The sequence below is a fragment of the Nostoc sp. genome (genome assembly GCF_036918015.1).
Taxonomy (GTDB): Bacteria; Cyanobacteriota; Cyanobacteriia; order Cyanobacteriales; family Nostocaceae; genus Nostoc.
Window position 1 is genome coordinate 93,080 of the sequence record NZ_JBALEO010000082.1, and the last position, 21,689, is coordinate 114,768.

Sequence of the window (21,689 nt, forward strand, 5' to 3'; positions counted from 1 at the left end):
AACACTCGTTGAGCGAGTTGGTACATTCAAAAACTGAGACAATCAACTTTGATCGCAACAATCAGATAGAAAGTAGTTTATCAATACATTTAATCTAGTTTTACCTAAAGGAAAAAACTAATAATGAACGCTCCAAAGTAGGGATACTTTGCAATAGATTCAAGGAGACATGAATGCAATTACAACAGACACAAATTTTAGAAGAAACGCTCTGGCAAGCAGTTCTCAATCGAGACTCCGCTTTTGAAGGTAAGTTTTTCTATGGTGTTCGCTCTACAGACATTTATTGCCGACCTATTTGCCCTAGTCGCAGACCAAATCGCAATCAAGTTTGTTTCTTCCAGTCGGTACAAGAGGCTGAAATTGCAGGTTTTCGAGCTTGTAAGCGCTGTCAGCCACAATCTGAAATAGTTCCAATTACAGCCAAAATCTTAGCAGTATGTCGATATATTGAAGCACAAGTTGACCACATTCCAACCCTCTCAGAATTATGCTCTCAGGTGGAAATGAGTCCCAGTTACCTGCAAAGAATATTTAAGCAAATAATTGGCGTATCGCCTTTTCAATATGCAGATGCGCTGCGTAGCCAACGATTGAAGCAGCGTTTACAGTCGGGGGAAGAAATTGCTGATGCAGTTTACGATACAGGGTATGGTTCAAGTAGCCAACTGTATGAGAAAGCACCTAAGCAATTAGGAATGACACCAAAAACTTACCAACAAGCTGGAAAAACAATTAACATTGTCTATGCGATCGCTCCATGTCCACTAGGATATTTACTAGTGGCAACAACAGAGAAGGGTATCTGCGCCGTAAAATTAGGTGATGAAGCAGACAAGCTTGAACACATTTTGAAGCAAGAATTTCACCAAGCGCACATCATACGTGACGATCGCACACACAAAGACTGGATACAATCAATTCTTGACTTTATTGCGGGAGATGCAACCCATCTCGATTTACCACTTGATATCCGTGGGACAGCATTTCAAAAACAGGTTTGGCAAGCATTACAAAAAATTCCCTATGGCGAAACGCGCACCTATGCTGATATCGCCCGTAATCTTGCCAAACCCCAGGCAGTCCGCGCGGTGGGTAATGCTTGTGGCGCTAATCCGATCGCACTGATTGTACCATGTCACCGTGTGCTGCGGAGTGATGGCAGTCTTGGTGGTTATCACTGGGGAATTGAGCGCAAACAAAAACTGCTTACACAAGAATCGAAATTTCTCAAAGATGACTCAAACACCTGAACTAGAATCGTTGACTGAAGAAAGTTTGACCCGTGGTTTAATGGTGCTTGCCAAACTTGATAGCGATTTGGCTCGGATTTTAGAGACACTGGGGCCTCCACCAATATGGTCAAGAGAACCGGGTTTTGCAACGCTGTTGTGTATAATTCTGGAACAACAAGTTTCTGTAGCGGCTGCAAGGGCAGTATTTACAAGACTCTGTGGGGTTGTTGTAACTTTAACGCCAGAAAATTTTCTGATATTGGATGATGTTCAATTAAGAGTAATTGGATTCAGTCGGCAAAAGATTTTATACTGTCGTGGATTGGCGAATGCGATCGCAACTGGTCAGCTTGATCTAACCAAGCTCCAAACAATGGACGAAACTGCTATCAGAACTGAGTTAAAGCGCCTCAAAGGCATCGGAGACTGGACAGTTGATATTTATTTGCTCATGGCGCTACAACGTCCTGATGTCTTTCCTAAAGGCGATTTAGCGATCGCGATCGCTCTACAAAAACTCAAAAACTTGGCAACGCGTCCAACACCAGTGCAACTAGAAGCAATGACACAGCACTGGCGACCGTGGCGAGCAGTTGCGGCAAGACTTCTATGGCATTATTACCTAAGTAATCCCAAATAATTGCTCCTTCTCCCTTGGCGCACTTGGCGGTTCGTATAATAAATATAAACTAAATGGCAGAAAATCAATTAATCCTAACACCAGAAAATGATAAAACTTCAAAAATCCTGCCGATAATCATAGTAATAATTGCATTATTAGCTTTATCTTCAACAGCAATTTTTATTAAAATTGCTGTTAGAGAAATGAGCGCTATTACTACATTATTTAATCGGTTATGGATAGCGACTATTATCTTTGGATTATGGAGTGGAATTAACCAAGTACGGACTCAAATTAAAGATGATAAACCTGTATTACCACAGCAACGTTATCCAATCAAAGAGATAGCCCTTTTAATAGCAGTGGGTCTAGTTCATGTATTAGGTCGATTATCTTGGACTTGGTCGCTAACTCAGACTGGTGCAGCTAATGCTAATGCGTTAGGTAGCCTCAATCCGCTATTTACTACTTTAGGAGGATGGCTATTTTTTAATCAAATTTTTGGGCGCAAATTTATCATCGGTTTGATCTTAGCCATAATCGGTGCGATCGCTGTTGTATTTGAAGATTTGTTACGTTCTAATCATAATTTTACAGGTGATGCTGTTGCCCTCATATCATCGATATTTTATGCAGCAAACTTTTTACTGATTGAGCAGATCGGCAATAAGTTTTCAATTATCACCATCCTCGTGTGGCGCTGTGCGATCGCAACTTCATTGATGATACCAGTAGTGCTAATCTTGGAAAAACAAGTTTTCCCAGTTACTTTGTCAGGGTGGTTAGTAGTATTTGCACTAGCTGCTATTTGCGAAGCCTTGGGTCATGGGCTAATTGTATACAGCCTCAAAAACTTTTCATCAGGATTTATCTCTCTACTCTTACTACTCAATCCCGTGATTGTTGCGATTCTTGCTTGGATACTTTTCTCGGAAAACTTGAGTATTTTTAACTTGTTAGGGTTAACTCTAATTGTCGGGGGTATATATCTAGCAATTTCTAATAAAGAATCTGTGCAATCTAAAATTAATCCTCAGATCCAATCTCCACCAGAAATAGATTCATCCGCCAGTTCCCCAAAATAATATCAATTTGAAAAAATAATGCAACAAATAGACCATATTGTAGAGACGCGATTCATCGCGTCTTTACCCAAAAACGTGTTGCTATGGCATTACTACTTGAGTAATGCCAATAGTAAGTCGGTTACAGTTTACCCGTGAATACTCGTTCAGCCGGGCCTGTCATATAAACTCGTTGGTCTACTTCTGACCATTCAATTTGCAAGGGGCCACCAGGTAATTCTACAGTCGCGGCGCGATCGCATTTCCCGGTTAACACTCCAGCTACTAAAGAAGCACAAGCACCAGTACCACAAGCTAATGTAATTCCAGCACCCCGTTCCCACACCCGCATTTTCAAATAGTCACGGCGTACCACTTGAATAAATTCGGTATTTATGCGTTGGGGAAAAACTGGGTGATGCTCAAATTTTGGGCCGATGGTTTCTAAGTCAATTGCTGCGACATCTTCCACAAAGGTAATACAGTGAGGATTTCCCATATTTACACAGGTGACATCCCAAGTTTGTCCCGCCACCTCTAACGGCTGAGAAATTACTTTTTCTTGGGCGGGTGCAAGAGTGGTGGGAATTTCGCTAGCGAGTAACCTGGGTAAACCCATGTCTACTTTAACTTGACCATTAGATAAGAGTTGGGGAGTCATTACACCACCCAAAGTATGAATGCGATATGAGTCTTGATTTCGGGATTCGCCTTCTAAGTCTGCCAAAAAGCCAGCTAAACAGCGAATGCCATTGCCACACATTTCTGGTTCTGAACCATCGGAATTAAAAATTCGCATGGTGTAGTCAGTGCCGTTTTCTCCCGGTAGGGCAAAAATGACACCATCAGCACCGATACCAAAATGGCGATCACACAACTCGATCGCTTGCTCTGGAGTCACTACAGGCACTGATGACGAGCGATTGTCAATCAAAATAAAGTCGTTGCCTAGACCATGATACTTAGTAAATTCGATTGCCATTTCTTCAAGGATGAATTATCAAGGATTAGTTACTCTTTATTTTGCCTTGTAGGTTCATCTTTACTAAAAATGCTTACCGAATTTGACACCACTTTACCCAGTATTAGACAAGTCCAAAACCTGATTAAACAAACAACGCCAGTTGAGTTAAAGCTGGTGACTCAGGATGTACTCACAGGAAAGGTTGTATGGCAAGATCCACAGTGTATCTGTATTGCTGATGAAAATAGCCAGCAAACCACCGTTTGGAAACAAGCGATCGCCTACATCAAGCCGCAAGTGAGTTAGGAGTGAGGCAGAAACATCATAACCCAATACTTTTCGGATAAACCCAACAATCTCTCTTTTGGTCTGGGGGAAAGGTTACTGGGTTTGGGGTAAAGGTAAATTCAAACCCTTTTCCCTTAACCGACAAGTATTGCAATATATCCTTGGCTAAAGACGCGATGAATCGCGTCTCTACAGATGGACTATTTATCGCATTATTTTGAAAATTGGTATCAGTTTGGGGATATACCAGATGAAGCCTTATTCTTTCTCATAGACTTAGAATTTTGCAGCACAAACCCACCGATTGCGTCCTTGTTCTTTAGCTTTATACAAAGCTTTGTCGGCTGCGTTAATCAATTCTTGAGGTGAACTTTTGTCTGTTGGCCTTTGAATTGCAACACCTAAACTGACTGTCACAAAATATTGAAAATTATCTTTCTTTTTATGGGCAATCTTTAATTCTTGAATAGATTTTTGAATCAACTTAGTTACTTTAATCGCACCTGATTCATTCGTATTTGGCAAAATGACAATAAATTCTTCACCACCATAACGAGCTAGTAGATCGGTAGGACGCTTTAATACAGATTGTGCTGCATGAGCAACTTGTATTAAGCATTCATCCCCAGCTAAATGTCCATAAGAATCGTTATAATCCTTGAAATAGTCAATATCAAATATAATTAAAGATAAAGAATTTTCACTTAGTTTTAGTCGATTCCATTCCTGCTCTAAAAACTGATCGAAACAATGACGGTTGGCGATTTGGGTTAGAGCATCTAGCTTACTAAGTTTTTCTAGCTGAGAATTTGCTAGTTCTAAAGCATTGTTTGCTTGAACAAGTTGATGAGCTTGAGAGCGGAATTGCTCTAATAACTCAGAATGTTCTAAAGCGACATTAAACTGAGCAGCTAACTGGTGGATAAATTGAATTTCCGACTTTTTCCACTCGCGCGAACAATGGCACTGATGAACACATAGTAATCCCCATAAACTTTTTCCTTTCATTAGAGGTGCAACAATTTGTGCCTTGATTTGAAATTGCTCTAACAGTTGAATGTGGCAATCTTTTAGACCAGCTTGATAAATATCTGATAATACCTGTATACGCCCTTGGTGATAAGCAAGTGCATATTTTCTACCAAAACAATTATCTTTCACTTGGATTGCGAGTGTAGAATCGTAGTCAGGTAATACATTCTCAGAGACAAATTCCCCAGAGGTATAGTTAGATTCCGGGTCAAATCGAAAGATACTGACGCGATCGCTACGGAGAGCCTTACGAATTTCGCGTACAGTAGTCTTAAACAAGGTGTCTAGATTCAGAGATTCACGAATTTCAGCAACTAAATTAAACAGAATCTCCTGCTGCTGATTCGCTTTATAGAGTTCTGCTGCTTTTTGTTCTGCTTGAGCTAAAAATTCTGCTTGTTTTACTGCAAATCCTAACTGTGTTGCAATCTGAGACAGAAACTGAATTTCTAATTGTTTCCATTCATGTGGCTGTGAATGTTGATAAGCTGCAAGCACTCCCCACAGTTTTTTTCCCACAAATATTGGTGCAGTTGCATAAGCTCGAATATGGAACTGTCCTAAAATTTCTAAATGGCATTGAGACAAGCCTGCTGCGTAGACATCTGAAGCAATTAAAGTTTCATTATTACGATACCGTCCACCTTGATGTTCTTGTAGATAAGAGTCATTCCAAACTGTATTTTTTCCTAATGTCTCGACATCATCCCATCCAGTCTCTGCAAACTCAAAGTCGCTGACAAATTCTCCACCCCAGTTTTCATAGAAACGATAAACGGCAATTCTCTCAACGCGGAGTAACTTGCAAGTTTCTTTAGTGGCTGTACGAAAAATTGTTTCTAATTCAAGAGAAGCTCGAATTTTGCTAATAACTCGGTAAAGCGCCCTTTCTTGCTCTTCTAGCTGCTGAATTTGAACTTGTTTATCATGGAGTTGAGTTTCTAAATTACTAACACTAGGCTGTCCTAAAAGCTTACAGAGGAGATTAGCAGATACTCTGGTAATAATACGTAAACTTGTGTACAACATTATAAGTATAGTTTCAGTAATATTTTAAAGATGAAAAGAGACAGCTACAACGATGTAAAAACGTAGTTTTTCTTAGTTTATAACTATTATCGCGTAAGAAAGTTTTGTATAAAAGTAAAGCTCAATTCTTAGATAAATTCAGTTATCAAACAAGGTAATCAAATTCAGTAGACCGAAAACTTCTGCGATTGATAAAAATCAAGCAGATGACCCCATTAAATACTTTTCTGCAAAAGAGAACCAAAATTTAGAGTAGTCAAAGGCAAAAGATCGCCAGTCCTCAAGCTTGATTTATCGCCTTATCCTGCAACCACTTTTCAAACATTCTCTTAAGCTCTTACGGATGGACTGTTACCGATACTGAGCTGCAAATTACTCAGGATCTGGGTATATCAAAAGCGATATTCTTCTAGAAGAATATGAAAAAGCACCCCAAATACCAAGTCACTACCATCCCAAAGGTGCGATCGCTATATTCAGCCACTTAGCTTGCGGAGTATTAAAGTTCAATCAGTCACACGATCGGCAGGTAGAAAGTCTTTGAGCGCTTCTGCCTCAGCAGCTTTAATTACTGGAAGAGAAAGGGGTACTGAACTAGCGATCGCAAATAACTGTTCTAGTTGACTCAAACCTGTCAAGCCACCACATAACAATACTTGGTCGCCGACTCGCAAATCCATGCCGCCATCAGGATAGCGGATAAATTTACCATCTCGCCGGATCGCCTGTACTTGTACTCCAAATTGCTTGGCGATGTCTAAATCTGCAAGGGTTTTACCTAGTGTTGGCGCGTCTGCATTGACTGTAACCCACTGACAAGCACTATTTTCTCCGGGAACAGCCGCTTGTCCCTTAGCGAATTCTGCCAAAGCTGCCAGTTCTTCATCAGCTCCCACCACCAGCAAGCGATCGCCTTCTGCCAATTTGGTTTGATTATTGGGATAATCAATTTCTTCGCCGTTAGCGCGGCGAATTGCCATCAAACTCGCTCCAGTTAAATAGCGCATATCCGCTTCTTCTATGCTCATACCAATTAAGGGCGAATCAGCTGGTAAAGGATACCAGCGCTGATTTAAATCGCGGGTGGCTTGGCGCAAATCACGAGCAACTTCAGTTGCAGAGCGCTCTGGCCGCAAATCTAAGTAATGATCGTTGCGGATTTGCTGCATTTCTCGTTGGACGACAGGTGGCGACAATAAGCCTAAGCCAGTTAATAAATAGGTTGCCATTTCTAAGCTGGCTTCAAACTCTGGTTGCACAACTTCCCTGGCTCCCAATTGATACAGCACCTCAATATTTTTATCCTGGGTAGCACGGACAACCAAATCTAATTCTGGGCACAATTCCAAAGCCCGTTTTAAGCAAAGACGGGTACTCATGGGGTCTGGAAGTGCGATCGCCATTCCTTTGGCATGATTCACCCCAGCAGTTTCTAAAACGTGTAAACTCACACAATTCCCATAGACATAAGACACCCCAGCCTCACGCAACTGCTGAATTCTCCTCTCCGATTGGTCGATTACTACCACAGGTAGGTTATGTTGCTGCAACAACTTCACCAAATTTTTGCCGACTCGCCCATAGCCACAAACTACTACATGGTCTTTGAAGGGCAAATCTTCCGATACATCCCGCGCTTCATCTTCTTCTAAGTACGGTTTCAACCAAGGCATTGATTCGGCAAAGTTAAATAAAAATGGCACTAACCGCAGTACAAAGGGAGTAAGCATGAGAGTGACTGCGGTAGTTCCCAAAATTAATAAGTATATTTGTCGGGACACCAGCCCCAAAGACTGCCCTTCACTAGCGAGAACAAAGGAAAATTCCCCAATTTGCGCCAGTCCTAAACCGGCAATTATGGCTGTTTTCAAAGGATAGCGGAACAGTTTCACTAAGGGCGTGATAATCAAAAATTTACCAACGAAAACTATTGCCACCAATCCCAAAATTAATTCTAGGTTGTTCCACAAAAACACTGGGTCAATTAACATCCCAATGGCGGCAAAAAACAAACTGGCAAAGATATCTCGCAGTGGTTCGACATAAGTCAGGGTTTGGTCGGCGTACTCTACCTCAGAAATCATCAAACCCGCGACAAATGCCCCCATTTCAATGGACAGTCCCAAATGCTCTGTCAATAAGGCAATGCCCAAACACAGGGCTACAACTCCTAATAAAAATAGTTCTTTGCTTTCAGTACGGGCTAGCAGTTGCAACAAAGGCGGTATCAGCCAAATCCCCGCAGCTACTGCTCCGGCTGCAAATAAAGCAATCGAACCTAGCGCTGTTAGGACAGCAATACCAATAGTTTCTGCTGGTTGGTTGAGGGCTGGTAAGACTGCTAACATTAGTCCCAGTGCCAAGTCCTGTACAACTAAAATCCCTAACATTACTTGCCCGTGGGGCGTTTCTGTTTCATTGCGCTCCATCAAGCATTTGAGGACAACCGCTGTGGAAGACAGCGACAGAATACACCCCAAAAACATCCCCTTCGCAGGTAAGGCTCCCCAGGCTCCGCTTAACCCGCATACTAAAACTGTTACCAAAATCGTCAAAGCAATCTGGAGTCCACCTCCACCAAGAGCGATCGCTTTTACCTTCTTGAGTTCCGCAAAGGAAAATTCCACACCCAAGGCGAATAACAAAAAGGCGACCCCGAACTGTGCCAGAGTCTCTACTTGAATCAGTTCTTTAATCAATCCCAGTCCCGTTGGCCCAATAACTATCCCGCCAATGAGATACCCCAGCAGCACGGGTTGTTGCAAAAGTGCCGCTAATAGTCCGCCACAGGCTGCAACGCCTAGAACTAAAACTAAATCAACAATTAACCGAAAATCTTCTTGCACCAGTTTTAAAAGAACTATTAAGACCTATTAATTCAGGATACAAAGTTTTACGATCTCAAACAGCTTGTTTGCTAAAGGGGTGACAAAATTTGCTTATTTTAAAGGGGGCGGGCAGTAGGTGAGCAGGAAGGATACATCAAGATTTTTGAAGGTATTTTGATTCACGAGTATCAAAAGTGGATTCATCCAGTTCAAAGACTCGTTAACGGAGATAAAAGGTGGATTCATCCAGTTCAAAGACTCGTTAACGGAGTTCAAAGGTGGATTCATCCAGTTCAAAGACTCGTTAACGGAGTTCAAAGGTGGATTCATCCAGTTCAAAGACTCGTTAACGGAGATAAAAGGTGGATTCATCCAGTTCAAAGACTCGTCAACGGAGTTCAAAGGTGGATTCATCTAGTTCAAAGACTCGTCAACGGAGTTCAAAGGTGGATTCATCCAGTTCAAAGACTCGTTAACGGAGATAAAAGGTGGATTCATCCAGTTCAAAGACTCGTTAACGGAGATAAAAGGTGGATTCATCCAGTTCAAATACTCATGCACGAGTAGCAAAGACTTATTGTCGCATTATTTAATGACGCATCTCTTCTGGCTCCATACCCAATCCCCATTAAATTTTAGGCGAACTGAGGGCATTCAATAACAGCAGTGACCACGGCATTTTTATATCAGGTATGAGCCATGAGTACTTTCTCAGTACGGGTAATGCAGCAGGCAGCACAAAACGCAGAGAGCGTAACGATGCGGGCCGATCGCCATTTTCATCTACAAGATTATATTTCTTAGCTAGTTCGGCAACAATCTGCACGCGTCCTGTATGGCGGATTATATTTGGCTCACTAGCAAGTGCAGCGATCGCTCGTCCAGTAAATAACGGAGTTTCCCAGTTGTAGCGATCGCTTAAAAATGAGAAATTATTTTCAGTAACATTGTTTTGATTCATTTCCGAAGCAAAACGCGAAAAAAGCTCAGTACCAACAATACCCGGCCAAATTGAAACAGAAGTGACGTTATGGGGCTTTAACTCAACAGCCATATTAGCAGCTAGGCGATCGCAAGCTGCTTTGCCAACACCATAAACTGTATTAAAGAGATAAAACATACTACCCCACGAGGAAATGGTGCAAATGAGTCCAGAGTTACGCTTAGTCATCATTCGGGCTGCAAAAACACTCGCAATATAGTGGCTCCGAAGGCCAACGTTGTTGCTAGCATCCCAAAGAGTTGGTTCAGAATCCCAAAAGGGCTGTCCATGAGCGTCTTTTAATGCCTGAACTCCTGAGTAAACATTATTTACCAGTAGGTCGAGTTGTCCATTTTGCTCATCTTGAATGCGATCGAAAAGCAAACGCACCTGCTCATCGTCGCTGTGGTCTACTTGGACGGGAATGCATACACCACCGACTTGCTCAATGGCTGATTTCGTTTCACTAAGACTTCCTGAAACCCCATCACTGGAGGGGTGGAGGCTGCGACCCGTGATGTATACAGTTGCACCTGCTTCACCAAGGCCAATGGCAATTCCTCTACCAATTCCCCGCGTAGCACCTGTTACTAAAGCCACTTTACCTTCAAGATGTTTCATGAGCGCTCATTTCTAATCTTTTAGCGTTAAATATTGATTATTACAATATTCTTTCGTAGCTGTGACTGAAACAACTTCTACTTCGATCGGTTTTTCTTTAGTTCCATCGATCAGAAACTCACTAGCTCCTTCACGAGGTTTTTTCGGATTTCCCCAATCATAGGTGTAACCTAAACCTGTCCAAGGATAATGTTCTTGACTAGCAACTGCATAAGAAGTTGTGTATATCTCTTGCAAAATCGGATAACTAGCAGGAATCGGGATCTCAAAAACATTACAACTAGAATCATTAATTTCTGGATCGACACATGGTCTACTTAAATCTTCAGCTTTCACCCACATTTCGACAAAATGCGTTTTATTTGAGTACCTATTTAAAATTAAGCCTAAATACTGCTGTAACCTCAGAGAAAGCATAATATTACCGGGAATATTTATACCGATCCCCTTACAATTTTGACAAAATTCCTTAACTTGAGGAACAGCTGTTAACCAAGTCCGTGCTTCTATACTTTTTTTTGTACCTACTTTCCAATCCTCAGTTGGGTTTTTGACATATTTCCAACTCGCCATCAGATATTCAATTTTGCTGTTATTTTCTCTCCACTTTATTTGAGAATTAGTTTTTGATAATAACCAAAGATTTTTTACTACTTTCTCTTCACTGGGTCTTTTTGCATCCTCAATAGCTGCATCTAACTGCTTTTTCAGAGCTTTATAACTTTCTGGTTTATTTTTCTCCAGATACTCATTGACATTTGGATTAGTTTCTAATTGCGCTAATAAATCCTTTCTGAGATTTGATGTACTCTGTATGGGAATTTCTGTAGCTAGCAAACTGGAATATCCGACTGCCAAAAATGCACCTGTCAAGCCTAAAAATACTTGAGTCTTTAATTTTTTCATTAAAATAATCCTGTGGATTTACAACAATCGGGTGAATGTTCCAGCCCATGTAATATATGGGTTCAATTCAAAGATTAAATCTGATTTTATATTTATGTTTGGCTAAGATAATATTGTGCTTAATATTTTTAATTAACTCTATCTGTAGAAAAATGAATATCTATAAGCTAGTGGTCTGTCCCATTAAATATAATGGGTGAACTCCTTCTTAACTTTTCTTCCTTCTCTGCGAGACGCTGCGCGAATGCGCTCTTTGCGTCCTTTGCGGTTCGTTCTCTTAATTCTCAGAATTAATGGGACAGGCTAGTAGTCTGCCACAGGCATCACAACAGAATCATAGATTGGTTTATTACCGCCAACCTGTACTAATATTTTTTACTCAGCACTTTCTTTTTCAGGGTGACATATCTGCGACAGGAAGCGATCGCAGTAAAGCTAAAGTTTTTCCGTATAATTACTTACAGAATACAGCCATTTTCAAATAAATCGACTATACTCTACGGATACAGCAATGCTCATTAGTGTTACCTTGCAAAATCTTACAACGCAACACTAACAATAAATCCCCTGCGGAAAACATTGTTTTCTCGTTTATATGAGGGGTCTGACCCCTCTATTTATCATCTGTATCCACCAATGGGAAGGGCTTCTGGTCAAGCCATCCTTATTGGTAATCCGTTTCCGCCTTTATTCACAGGATGACGCTGGCTGAACAAGCGATTAAACTATGGATAATGTTGAGTAATTGTTGCTTTTAACACCACCTAAATAAATTTAATCTCATTCTTAAACCTAAAATCTCATCCTGCTATATAAAATACCACTTATGTCAGCGTATCAAGGAAGTTATGGGGAGACCACTGATGTGATTATTAGTGTTCACAACCAAGAAAACCTCGAATTACCAGCGAATTCTGCTCCTGTGGGTGCTCTTGCCACAAGACAAGGAACTTTTTCTACGTTTCTTGCTCCCTTGACTCAGGATACTTTTAAACAGGTCGTTAAGGATGTCGAGCAAAAATTACAGATTGTTCATCAAACCCTATCAATGCTTGATTCTCATGGGTTTGAAACCATTCTGCAAGAAATGTTGCATTCGATTACCTTGAAAACCGGGGAATTACTGGGGGCAGACCGGACGACGATATTTTTATTGGATGAAGAAAAACAAGAACTTTGGTCAATCCTAGCTGAGGGTGAGGGCGGTCGCTCTTTAGAAATTCGCATCCCCGCTAATAAAGGCATTGGTGGTGAAGTTGCCACTTTTAAAGAAGTTATCAATATTCCCTTTGATTTTTATAACGATCCGCGATCGCATTTTGCCCAAGAGCAAGAAAAGAGAACTGGCTATCGCACCTACACTATGTTAGCTTTGCCACTCTTAAATGAACACGGGCAATTAGTTGCAGTAGTGCAATTACTGAATAAATTAAAATCTAAGAATAATCACGATGCTCCACTTGCAGAGCGCATTGATACCAAAGGTTTTACCTCTGCTGACGAACAATTATTTCAAGAATTTGCCCCTTCAATTCGCCTGATTTTAGAGTCCTCGCGCTCTTTTTATGTAGCCACCCAAAAACAAAGAGCAGTGGCGGCGCTGATGAAGGCAATCAAGTCACTTTCTCAAAGCAGTCTCGACTTAGAAGACACCCTCAAACGGGTGATGGATGAAGCCAAGGAATTGATGAATGCCGATCGCAGTACACTATGGTTAATAGACCGCGATCGCGATGAATTGTGGACGAAAATCACCCAGGATGATGGCTCAACTAAAGAGTTGCGAGTCCCCGTAGGTAAAGGCTTTGCTGGTATAGTAGCGGCTTCTGGCAAGAAACTGAATATTGCCTTTGATTTGTACGATCATCCTGACTCGAAGACATCTCAAGAAAATGACCAGAAAAATGGCTATCGCACCTGTAGCTTACTTTGTATGCCAGTGTTTAACGGTGATGAACAACTGATTGGCGTTACCCAACTATTAAATAAAAAGAAATCTGGTGATTTTCCGCCCTATAATCCAGCTTATTCGCCTAAAGCTCCCGAATGCTTCCAAGCTAGTTTTGACCGCAACGATGAAGAGTTCATGGAAGCTTTTAATATTCAAGCGGGAGTAGCCCTACATAATGCCCAGTTGTTTGCCACAGTCAAGCAACAAGAACAAATGCAACGGGATATTTTGCGTAGTCTTTCCAATGGAGTGATTTCCACTGATAAAACTGGATTAATTATCGCCGCCAATGAAAGCGCCAAGCGTTTGCTAGGACTTGAGCCAGAAGACCGTTTAGAAGGTAAATTAGTTACTGATGCGATCGCCCTCAAAGAAGGTGACTTTAGCAAGTGGTATCAGGATGCTTTACATGGAGTTGACTTAAAAGGCCGCCAGCAATATTACCCCGATCGCACACTCATAACCAATAGCATAAAACCGCACAGTATTAATTTATCGATTAACACAATTGCCGATGCCAGCGACAACGAGCAAGTCCGGGGGGCGCTGGTGGTGATGGAAGATATCAGTGATGAAAAGCGGCTCAAGAGTACGATGTACCGCTACATGACCCAGGAATTAGCCGAAGAATTGCTGAAATTGGATGACGCTAAACTAGGAGGCGCTCGTAAAGATGTTTCGATTTTATTTTCTGATATTCGCGGCTACACCACTTTAACCGAAACCTTGGAGGCAGAAGAAGTGGTAAGTATGCTCAATGAATATTTTGAATCAATGGTGGAGGCAGTTTTTAAACATAAAGGCACCCTTGACAAATATATCGGCGATGCCATCATGGCTGTATTTGGTTCTCCCTTACCATTAGAAGAACACGCTTGGATGGCAGTGCAAACATCCTTAGAAATGCGCGTTCGCCTGCACGAATTTAATCAACGTCGCCATGCAGCTAATAAGCCCAAAATCAAGATCGGCATTGGCATCAATTCTGATACCGTGATTAGTGGGAATATTGGCTCTAGTAAGCGAATGGAATTTACCGCCATTGGCGATGGCGTTAATCTTGGCTCCCGATTAGAAAGTGTCAGTAAACAGTATGGTTGCGATATTATTATTAGCCATAACACTTTTAAACCATGCCAAGATCATATTTGGGCTAGGGAACTAGATTACATTCGTGTCAAGGGCAGAAATGAGCCAGTAGCCATATATGAATTACTGGGTTTGCGTTCCAATCCGATTGAAAGCGAAAAATTGCAAGTGATTGAGCATTATCAGAAAGGGCGCGAGTATTACCTCAAGCGGGACTTTTATCTTGCAAGAGCTGAGTTTGCTAATGTTTTGGCAGCAGACAGCCAGGACAAAGCTGCTATGTTGCATCTGTTGCGTTGTCAGCATTGGTTACAATCACCCCCAACAGAATCAGATTGGGATGAAGGAGTCTGGACATTTCAGGAAAAATAACCCTACCGACTTTTAGGTTAGGGCTTGTAACTAATACCAAGTTCGGGTGATTACTTATAATAAAACTTATCAATGTAGGTTGGGTTGTAGCAAGATCCCTGTAGGGGTACGGCAGTGAAACCCAACATGAACAAGGAGCAAGCGTTGGGTTTCGTTCCTCAACCCAACCTACAAATGTTATAAGTATTTAACCGAAGCTGTATTAATCTGCCTCTGCAAGAGAATGACTAATTAATTTTAACTCACTCATATCATGTCCGCTTGGTTACTTATTAAACCTCAAGAACCCCACCCCGCCAAAGCTACGCTTTGTCTCCCCTCCCCGCAGGCGGGGAGGGGCTGGGGGTGGGGTGCAATGATTGTGGAAATCATAACTAATTGACAATATTCTATAAATATAATGATAGTGAAGCAGATAATATTCAACCTTAAATATATAAAATAATAGGCTGTTTAAATAGACTAGCTTGCTATATTAGGAAACTAAACAATATGTTTAAAAATGACTTTTAGTAAATCTCCTTGTTTAAAAGGCTTAGTTAAATAGCCTGATGCTCTCACCATCTTAGCTTTAGCTCTATCTAGAAATCCTACTTTTTCTGACACCATAATCACAGGTGTATTTTTAAAATATGAGTGTTTACGCAGCAAAGAGCAGAGTTCATATCCATCGAGATTAGGCATTGATATATCCAACAAAATTATGTCGGGTTTTATACGAATAATCTGCATTAAAGCTTTTAAAGAATCAGTGACTCCGATAACGGAAAAGGTTTGCTCATCTAAATAACTTTTAATAGCATTCAATACCGTAGGACTGTCATCAATACACAAGATTGTGTAGATTTTTCTGTCAGCAGGCGGTTGGATGATTTGCTGACCTCTGTGTTCATTAGTATTAATCGAGTAAGATGCTGGCTTATAGCCGTTTATTTTAGGCAACTTTGGCGTAGTTTTGGCTTTAGATTGTAGCTCATTTATTTGGAAAAATTGTGAGGTATGCGATTGATAACTTGATGATGTTTGACGATAAACCGCTTCTCTTTCAGAGACGCTAACGCGAACATTTTGGGGCGTTAAACATCGTTCAACTAATAAACGAACATTTAGATGACAAAACTTTGGCATATCATCCAGAAAACTCTCAGGAATAAATTCATAACTTCCCTCCTCTAAATTTAGAAATGACTCTAGAACTTCTAGCGCCAATTGCTCTATCAGCATTGCTGCTTGAGAAGAACTGATATATTTCTGATTGACTAACCAACAAATAGCCAGATAATCTGGGTTCGGTATTGCCTGATTTTCAATACCAGTTTCAAATATCGCCCGCAACTGATCTTTGATTCCGTCAGGGAGAGTAGAAATTTGCTCGCTCAAGCATTGCAAATTTCTGTAAAGCGGCTCAAACATTTTCTCTGAGTAGCTGGCATAAATTAGTTTCCCCTCATCTACATATATTGACCAAGAGCCTGATGTGCTAAACACCTGTAAACACCCAGTAACCGACTTACCAGTGATTTTTTTCAACAAAGTTAGGGGCTGGAGCTTTTGAAAAAATCTGTATCTACTAATCGGAAGTGTCTTCATTGCGATCGCTTTGGAATAAAATTAACATTTGCAGGCAAAATTAGTGAATTACCTTTTCGGAATTCACCGTGACTTTGTTGGAAGCACTTTTCAGATAAATATAGCGGTCATATTTGAGTTAGTACAGAGATTCCACACCCCCCAACTCTTAATTCACCAATCTCTGTTAAGCTATAATCCACAACTTACAACTAAACCAATTAATGCTACTGACCAATAGCAAAATTGCCCGACTAGTTGTCAGGATATAGTATTTCAAAAATTAGATTGGTTTTCTGTATCTTTAGCTAATCTAGCCAATCTAACAGTAACTCAAGTGCCACACAAAGACCATTGGCTCTCGCCCATCAGTCACAAAAGTATCATTGTTATCCGTATTTGGCAGCCTAAAATTATAGATACTTTAGTTCTCTTGCAAAAGTTTTTTGTCCCTAATCCTAAAGTCTGGAGCGACCAAAATCTACTGTAATGTAAACGTAAATGTTTCTCCATCAAGACTTATAGGCATTAAGTCCGCGCTGACGAAGTATGTTTTTATATCCGTGACGAAAGTCGCCGGGTACTTTTTCAAGAAGTTTATTCTTGAGGGTAACTTCACAAGAGAAAAAGTATTATTCAAAACTAAGCATTCCAAAAGTTCAATATCTTACTTAAGTTTGTGATTGTAGAGCAACTCTTAGTCTTGGGATTCGGCAAAATTATCACTTGCACAACAATAATGGTAAACCTCCGGCCAAGAATGAGTTTGCTGATAATTACCGCCATGATGGTGTGTGGTGAGATGCACAGGCGACCAAATCAGCAGAAGGGAATCTCTTCATAAGTACTGAAAACGGGTTCTAATGTTGTGTGGGGCTAAATACTCATCCTGCACAAATTGGAGTGAAAAATTCAAGAACTTACAGGGAAATTCTTGATTAGTAGTAGATACCTTGCAAAATAGCTGTTTTCAGCTAGATGGTAGATAACAAGTAACATACTCACTAAAACTTAGATTACTATAATTTTCAAAAAAAATTAGCAGGAATATATAAACTTCACGATAAATCAGTAAAGTAAACATGAAAACTAATTAATATCATCTTCCAGAAAATTGTTATAAATATTTATTTGTTTAGATGTCCGGGAAAGCTGAAAATGTACAGTAAAAGATAATTAGATGTCTGCTGATTGAATCACACTTATAAAAAACTGAATCATTTTATGGTAGCAATTCACCCAAAAAATCCCAAGTTTGAAAAGTCACCAATATAAATACAAAATTGTACGCGTAGGCATATAGCGTTTCCTAATCACATGAGGTACATTTTAGCCCCCTCCTCGCTTGCGGGGAGGGGGTTGGGGGTGGGGTTCTTGTACCTCACTCAACCGAGAACCGCTATAGCCTCTTGTAAATATCGTATTCATTAACCCATAAGATATATGTAGCGAAAAGACGCAAAGAAATTCTTTGCGTCTTTGGCGTGAGATTTATAAGTGGACATTCTCACCGTTATACTTCTCCATCTACTTAAAATTGCTCCCGCCAGCACCAGCTTAAAAGTGTACCACCAGCTACCAGCTTCACTACTTCTAGTAGCCAATAACTACCGTGTAGTAAATTCATTGTCGATGGAATGGCAGCAGCAGCTTCAAATAGGTTGAGTTGAACTCCTATAGCGCACATCTGCGGAGTTAATAAATAGGTATCAAGGACAGCTATAGTTAGCAGCAGCACAGATAAAACAATACTACCAATACTCCAGTGATATCGGGTTTTGCTCAAAGCTAGTGCCCCAGTCAGGACTACAGCAGCTGATAATAATTCCATCCGATTGAAGTTCCAAAAAATCGTATAGCCTGCTGTCGTAAAACCAGCTTGACTCATCATCCCAGAAAGATAAAGGCTAGGCATAATTACCCAGTCTAAAACTAGACTAGAACTGAGCCAAAAGCCCAAGGTCAATACGATCGCGGTTTGCCAAATTGGTCGTTTGAATTCAAGGTTAGAAATAGCAGTCATAAAATAATTGCGTGTGTTGTATTTCTTTAGTGTCTAACTTCACCAGCAGTTTGACAACTAATATCAACTAACCTTTACAAAGCGATCGCTCTTATATTCTGAAGTCAATACCAAGATTTTTTAAACTAAGTTAAGAAATCTTAAGTTTTTATAAAAAGTAATTTAAATAGATTTTGTCTGCTTAGAAATACTCAATTTTTTTCTATCGAAATTAACTTGTCAAGCAATATCCGATGTTGAAGCAGACACTTCAGTTATTTTGTACCTCATCTACTTGAAAACTGCTGTATGAAAATTCTTATTTGATTAGCTTCCTATTGGCTGATAGAGTAACCCAGAATATTCATCCATGAATTATCTCTGGCCCGACGATAATCCTACCATCACCAACAATAGTATTTTGGAACAAGGCATTGTTAATGTAACCGAAATCACTAAGGTAAGACCCTTTGAGGTTGGCATTTTCAAATATGGCGCCAATTATCTCAGCATCAGTCACATTAGCACCCTCCAAATTAGTACCAATGAACCTAGCCAGGCTCAATTTGGCATAACTGAGATTAGCCCCACTCAAATTAGCCTCACTCAAATTAGCTGCCAATAGATTAGCTCGACTTAAGTTAGCCCCGCTCAGATTAGCTCCACTCAAGTCAGCCTCTTGCAAATTCATCCCACTAAAGTCTCTTTCTCCAGCAGCATAACGCTTGAGCAATTCTTTAGCATCCATAACTAAGCTAGATTATGCACATTTAAGATAGTCAGCTTCATCAAAACTTAAAAAATTGAGACACAAATAACTTGAATATTTTTTTGCTGTATGAAATAATCTAAACTTGTTGCTTTTGTTTTATTAACCTTATCTTAATTCTAGACCCTTGTAAATCAAGTATTTGACATTTAACTTCTTAACCAAATCATCGTCTAAGTTCAAAATGATACTCTTTGCTGCCCAACGAATACTGAAATATGTTTAGTAAATATCTGGTTGATGCCTAAATGTATGCCTATCAGTCACACACCCCATTTGTCCTTACTAGTAATTTTTACACGAGCAAAAAATAATACTTTCATAGCAGATATTCAGTTATCCAACAACAATACTTAAAAATCTGCAAGAAGTGTCCTAGATAATCAAAGTAGAAACCCATGACAAACTTAGTTCTTCAAAAATCAAGCTATATTCATCAAATCAAAATTTTATTATTAACATTTTTAATAACAATCATTCCATTTTCTTTAATTTCACTATTCCTGCAATTAAAAGTTAATGTACCTACAGAAAATTTGACAAGAGATCCATCTGCCATCATGAATATGCCTTTTTATCTGGGATTTTTCTCAAATATTGGTATATTACTTTGGTGTTCTTCGGCATCAATCTGTCTATTTAGTTACATAGTACTTAAAAAAGATATTGGAGCGAAAGAATATTCATCATTCTTTTTGTTTTCTGGGCTAATAACCTGTTTGTTACTATTTGATGACTTTTTCTTAATTCATGATAGTGTTTTTCCTGATTATTTAGATATTAATGAAAGCGTATTTTACGTAATATACATTGCAATTGCCTCAACGTTTTTTCTTAAATTCAAAACAATTCTGAAGAAAACTGAATTTCTAATTTTGTTATCTGCTCTTTTCTTTTTTGGATTATCAATTGTTTGTGACAATATATTTCCTGACATCCATATTGCCATAGAAGACACGTTTAAGCTACTAGGAATTAGTACTTGGTTTACATATTTTACAAGGATATGCCTACAACGGTTAAGCAGACTTATAAGTTTATCCCGCTAAATTTTTCAGCAATTATTAGTTTTTTGAATTTATAAATATTAAGATTATTTAAATTACCTTTTAAATAAATTTTGCCTGTTAGAAATACTCAACTTTTTATATTGTAAAGTCACTAAGCGATCGCACTCACAGATTCCCCCCTTTGGCAGCTATCTAGCACAACAGTAACGTTGTCAGTTTTCAACGCAGATATGATATAAAACAGCCTATGTTCCATGATGTCTTAGATTACGCCACTTGCGATCGCATCGGCAATATTTTGCTATATATGTGAATTAGTGTACTGTTGAATTCATCCGGTAAATCGCGATCTCTTACCGTGAACCATGCACGCAAAAGTGAAACATTAGACTTCTTGCAGAAGTGGGTAAAGGTATGGAATTTTCCCTTACCCTTTCCCCAACACCTTGTAAAAGTAACTTTTGCAAGATGTCTATTGTATGTACGTGCATCTAGAACCGACAAAGCGACGGATTTCGGGCAACGCAACGCATCATTAAATTCACCAGATGTCTCTTAGATATAGCTACTGCATAAAATATCTTGTTGTATAAAATATCTATCTTTAGACATATTTTTTTGTAGATACCCGGTTATTCAGTACACTTCGCATGGTGGATTGACTTAAATATATTTACAAATGTTATGATTTATATTATTCTAATGTTATGATTTGTGTTGAGCTTTTCAGTAAACTACTAGTAAAATATTTGCTGGTTTAGCCTGAAAAGCCTTAATTTAGGACTAACAAAGCAATTTAAGCAAACTTAGAAACCTCTAACATACACAACTGTTCCTTAAAAAAGTTAAACTTTTGTTACCATTAGCTCAGATATTTAAATTCTGAATCTTCAGGGGTTGCTGAAGTATGTATATTAAATACTGAGCAGTAAATTTACTGAAGATGAGGTATGTACTGACACTATGAACAGAATGCAGTGAGTCATCTTTGTTTTAAGCCATTTTATGGTTTGAGACTAATGCAAAAAACAGCGAGATGAAGATTAATCATGCCTGTAATATCAAATGTCAGCCTGGAGATAGACAATGATAAATAATATCAGTAGTTTACTAAGATATGAGTTTTGCAAGGTCTAACGATCGGAAAGTTGCTAGAGACAAATATAGTTGAGTTAATAAAAATTCAGATAAACTTCCTAAAAGTCCACTGTTATTCTGAAGCAAAGAGAGTGTAGAGAATTTAGTAATATAAGGTTTGAGACTAATGCTCATAAACAGCGAAATAACGATTAATCAGGGTTCTAATCTAAAATTGAAGCTGGGAGATCAACGATACAATCAGTTATCTCGGTTAGA

15 protein-coding genes are annotated in these 21,689 nt (G+C 39.6%); 7 read left to right on the plus strand and 8 right to left on the minus strand.

Going from position 1 to position 21,689, the window contains the following annotated elements:
* Positions 1 to 173: 173 nt before the first annotated feature.
* Genes ada through V7K61_RS23930 form a run of 3 tightly spaced genes read left to right on the plus strand, consistent with a single transcriptional unit; the run spans position 174 to position 2,942 of the window.
* Positions 174 to 1,253, plus strand: a complete 1,080-nt coding sequence (gene ada, locus V7K61_RS23920) for a bifunctional DNA-binding transcriptional regulator/O6-methylguanine-DNA methyltransferase Ada (protein WP_335057121.1) — start codon at positions 174 to 176, stop codon at positions 1,251 to 1,253.
* Positions 1,237 to 1,875, plus strand: a complete 639-nt coding sequence (locus tag V7K61_RS23925; RefSeq protein ID WP_335057123.1) for a DNA-3-methyladenine glycosylase family protein — start codon at positions 1,237 to 1,239, stop codon at positions 1,873 to 1,875. Before ada ends, V7K61_RS23925 begins: the two co-directional genes overlap by 17 nt.
* 53 nt (positions 1,876 to 1,928) lie before the next feature.
* Positions 1,929 to 2,942 carry a DMT family transporter gene (locus tag V7K61_RS23930; protein WP_335057125.1) on the plus strand — a complete coding sequence of 338 codons (1,014 nt, stop codon included), beginning with the start codon at positions 1,929 to 1,931 and terminating at the stop codon, positions 2,940 to 2,942.
* A 121-nt stretch (positions 2,943 to 3,063) separates the two neighbouring features.
* Here the strand turns inward: V7K61_RS23930 and dapF are convergent, their stop codons facing one another.
* Positions 3,064 to 3,903, minus strand: a complete 840-nt coding sequence (dapF, locus tag V7K61_RS23935) for a diaminopimelate epimerase (RefSeq protein ID WP_335057126.1) — start codon at positions 3,901 to 3,903, stop codon at positions 3,064 to 3,066.
* A gap of 69 nt (positions 3,904 to 3,972) precedes the next feature.
* On the opposite strand from dapF, the gene V7K61_RS23940 reads away from it, so the two are divergent.
* On the plus strand, positions 3,973 to 4,191 hold the full coding sequence (locus V7K61_RS23940; RefSeq protein ID WP_334837700.1) for an Hfq-related RNA-binding protein: 219 nt from the start codon (positions 3,973 to 3,975) through the stop codon (positions 4,189 to 4,191).
* A 258-nt stretch (positions 4,192 to 4,449) separates the two neighbouring features.
* Here V7K61_RS23940 and V7K61_RS23945 read toward each other — a convergent pair whose 3' ends face one another.
* Both V7K61_RS23945 and V7K61_RS23950 read right to left on the minus strand, forming a co-directional pair.
* Positions 4,450 to 6,234 carry a diguanylate cyclase domain-containing protein gene (locus V7K61_RS23945; protein ID WP_335057128.1) on the minus strand — a complete coding sequence of 595 codons (1,785 nt, stop codon included), beginning with the start codon at positions 6,232 to 6,234 and terminating at the stop codon, positions 4,450 to 4,452.
* Between the two features lie 506 nt (positions 6,235 to 6,740).
* The gene (locus V7K61_RS23950) at positions 6,741 to 9,080 is read right to left on the minus strand and encodes a cation:proton antiporter domain-containing protein (RefSeq protein ID WP_335057130.1); all 2,340 of its coding nucleotides are present in this window, start codon (positions 9,078 to 9,080) and stop codon (positions 6,741 to 6,743) included.
* A gap of 156 nt (positions 9,081 to 9,236) precedes the next feature.
* Here V7K61_RS23950 and V7K61_RS23955 point away from each other — a divergent pair, with 156 nt between their 5' ends.
* Positions 9,237 to 9,629, plus strand: a complete 393-nt coding sequence (locus V7K61_RS23955; RefSeq protein ID WP_335057132.1) for a hypothetical protein — start codon at positions 9,237 to 9,239, stop codon at positions 9,627 to 9,629.
* Between the two features lie 61 nt (positions 9,630 to 9,690).
* Here V7K61_RS23955 and V7K61_RS23960 read toward each other — a convergent pair whose 3' ends face one another.
* Together V7K61_RS23960 and V7K61_RS23965 are read right to left on the minus strand one after the other, a co-directional pair.
* Positions 9,691 to 10,665 (minus strand): SDR family NAD(P)-dependent oxidoreductase, encoded by a 975-nt coding sequence (locus tag V7K61_RS23960; RefSeq protein ID WP_335057134.1) that lies wholly within the window; start codon positions 10,663 to 10,665, stop codon positions 9,691 to 9,693.
* Between the two features lie 12 nt (positions 10,666 to 10,677).
* Complete coding sequence (locus tag V7K61_RS23965) at positions 10,678 to 11,571, minus strand: hypothetical protein (RefSeq protein ID WP_335057136.1); 894 nt, start codon at positions 11,569 to 11,571, stop codon at positions 10,678 to 10,680.
* An 826-nt stretch (positions 11,572 to 12,397) separates the two neighbouring features.
* Between V7K61_RS23965 and V7K61_RS23970 the strand changes: the two genes are divergently transcribed.
* Complete coding sequence (locus V7K61_RS23970; protein WP_335057138.1) at positions 12,398 to 14,983, plus strand: GAF domain-containing protein; 2,586 nt, start codon at positions 12,398 to 12,400, stop codon at positions 14,981 to 14,983.
* A 483-nt stretch (positions 14,984 to 15,466) separates the two neighbouring features.
* Here the strand turns inward: V7K61_RS23970 and V7K61_RS23975 are convergent, their stop codons facing one another.
* The 3 genes from V7K61_RS23975 to V7K61_RS23985 form a co-directional block, all read right to left on the minus strand.
* Entirely contained in the window at positions 15,467 to 16,573 is a 1,107-nt protein-coding gene (locus tag V7K61_RS23975) for a response regulator (RefSeq protein ID WP_335057140.1), read from the minus strand.
* Positions 16,574 to 18,083: 1,510 nt separating this feature from the next.
* Positions 18,084 to 18,575 (minus strand): hypothetical protein, encoded by a 492-nt coding sequence (locus tag V7K61_RS23980; protein WP_335057142.1) that lies wholly within the window; start codon positions 18,573 to 18,575, stop codon positions 18,084 to 18,086.
* Between the two features lie 343 nt (positions 18,576 to 18,918).
* Positions 18,919 to 19,302, minus strand: coding sequence for a pentapeptide repeat-containing protein (locus V7K61_RS23985; RefSeq protein ID WP_335057144.1), 384 nt, complete (start codon positions 19,300 to 19,302; stop codon positions 18,919 to 18,921).
* 419 nt (positions 19,303 to 19,721) lie between these two features.
* On the opposite strand from V7K61_RS23985, the gene V7K61_RS23990 reads away from it, so the two are divergent.
* Positions 19,722 to 20,372 carry a hypothetical protein gene (locus V7K61_RS23990; RefSeq protein WP_335057146.1) on the plus strand — a complete coding sequence of 217 codons (651 nt, stop codon included), beginning with the start codon at positions 19,722 to 19,724 and terminating at the stop codon, positions 20,370 to 20,372.
* Positions 20,373 to 21,689 lie beyond the last annotated feature (1,317 nt).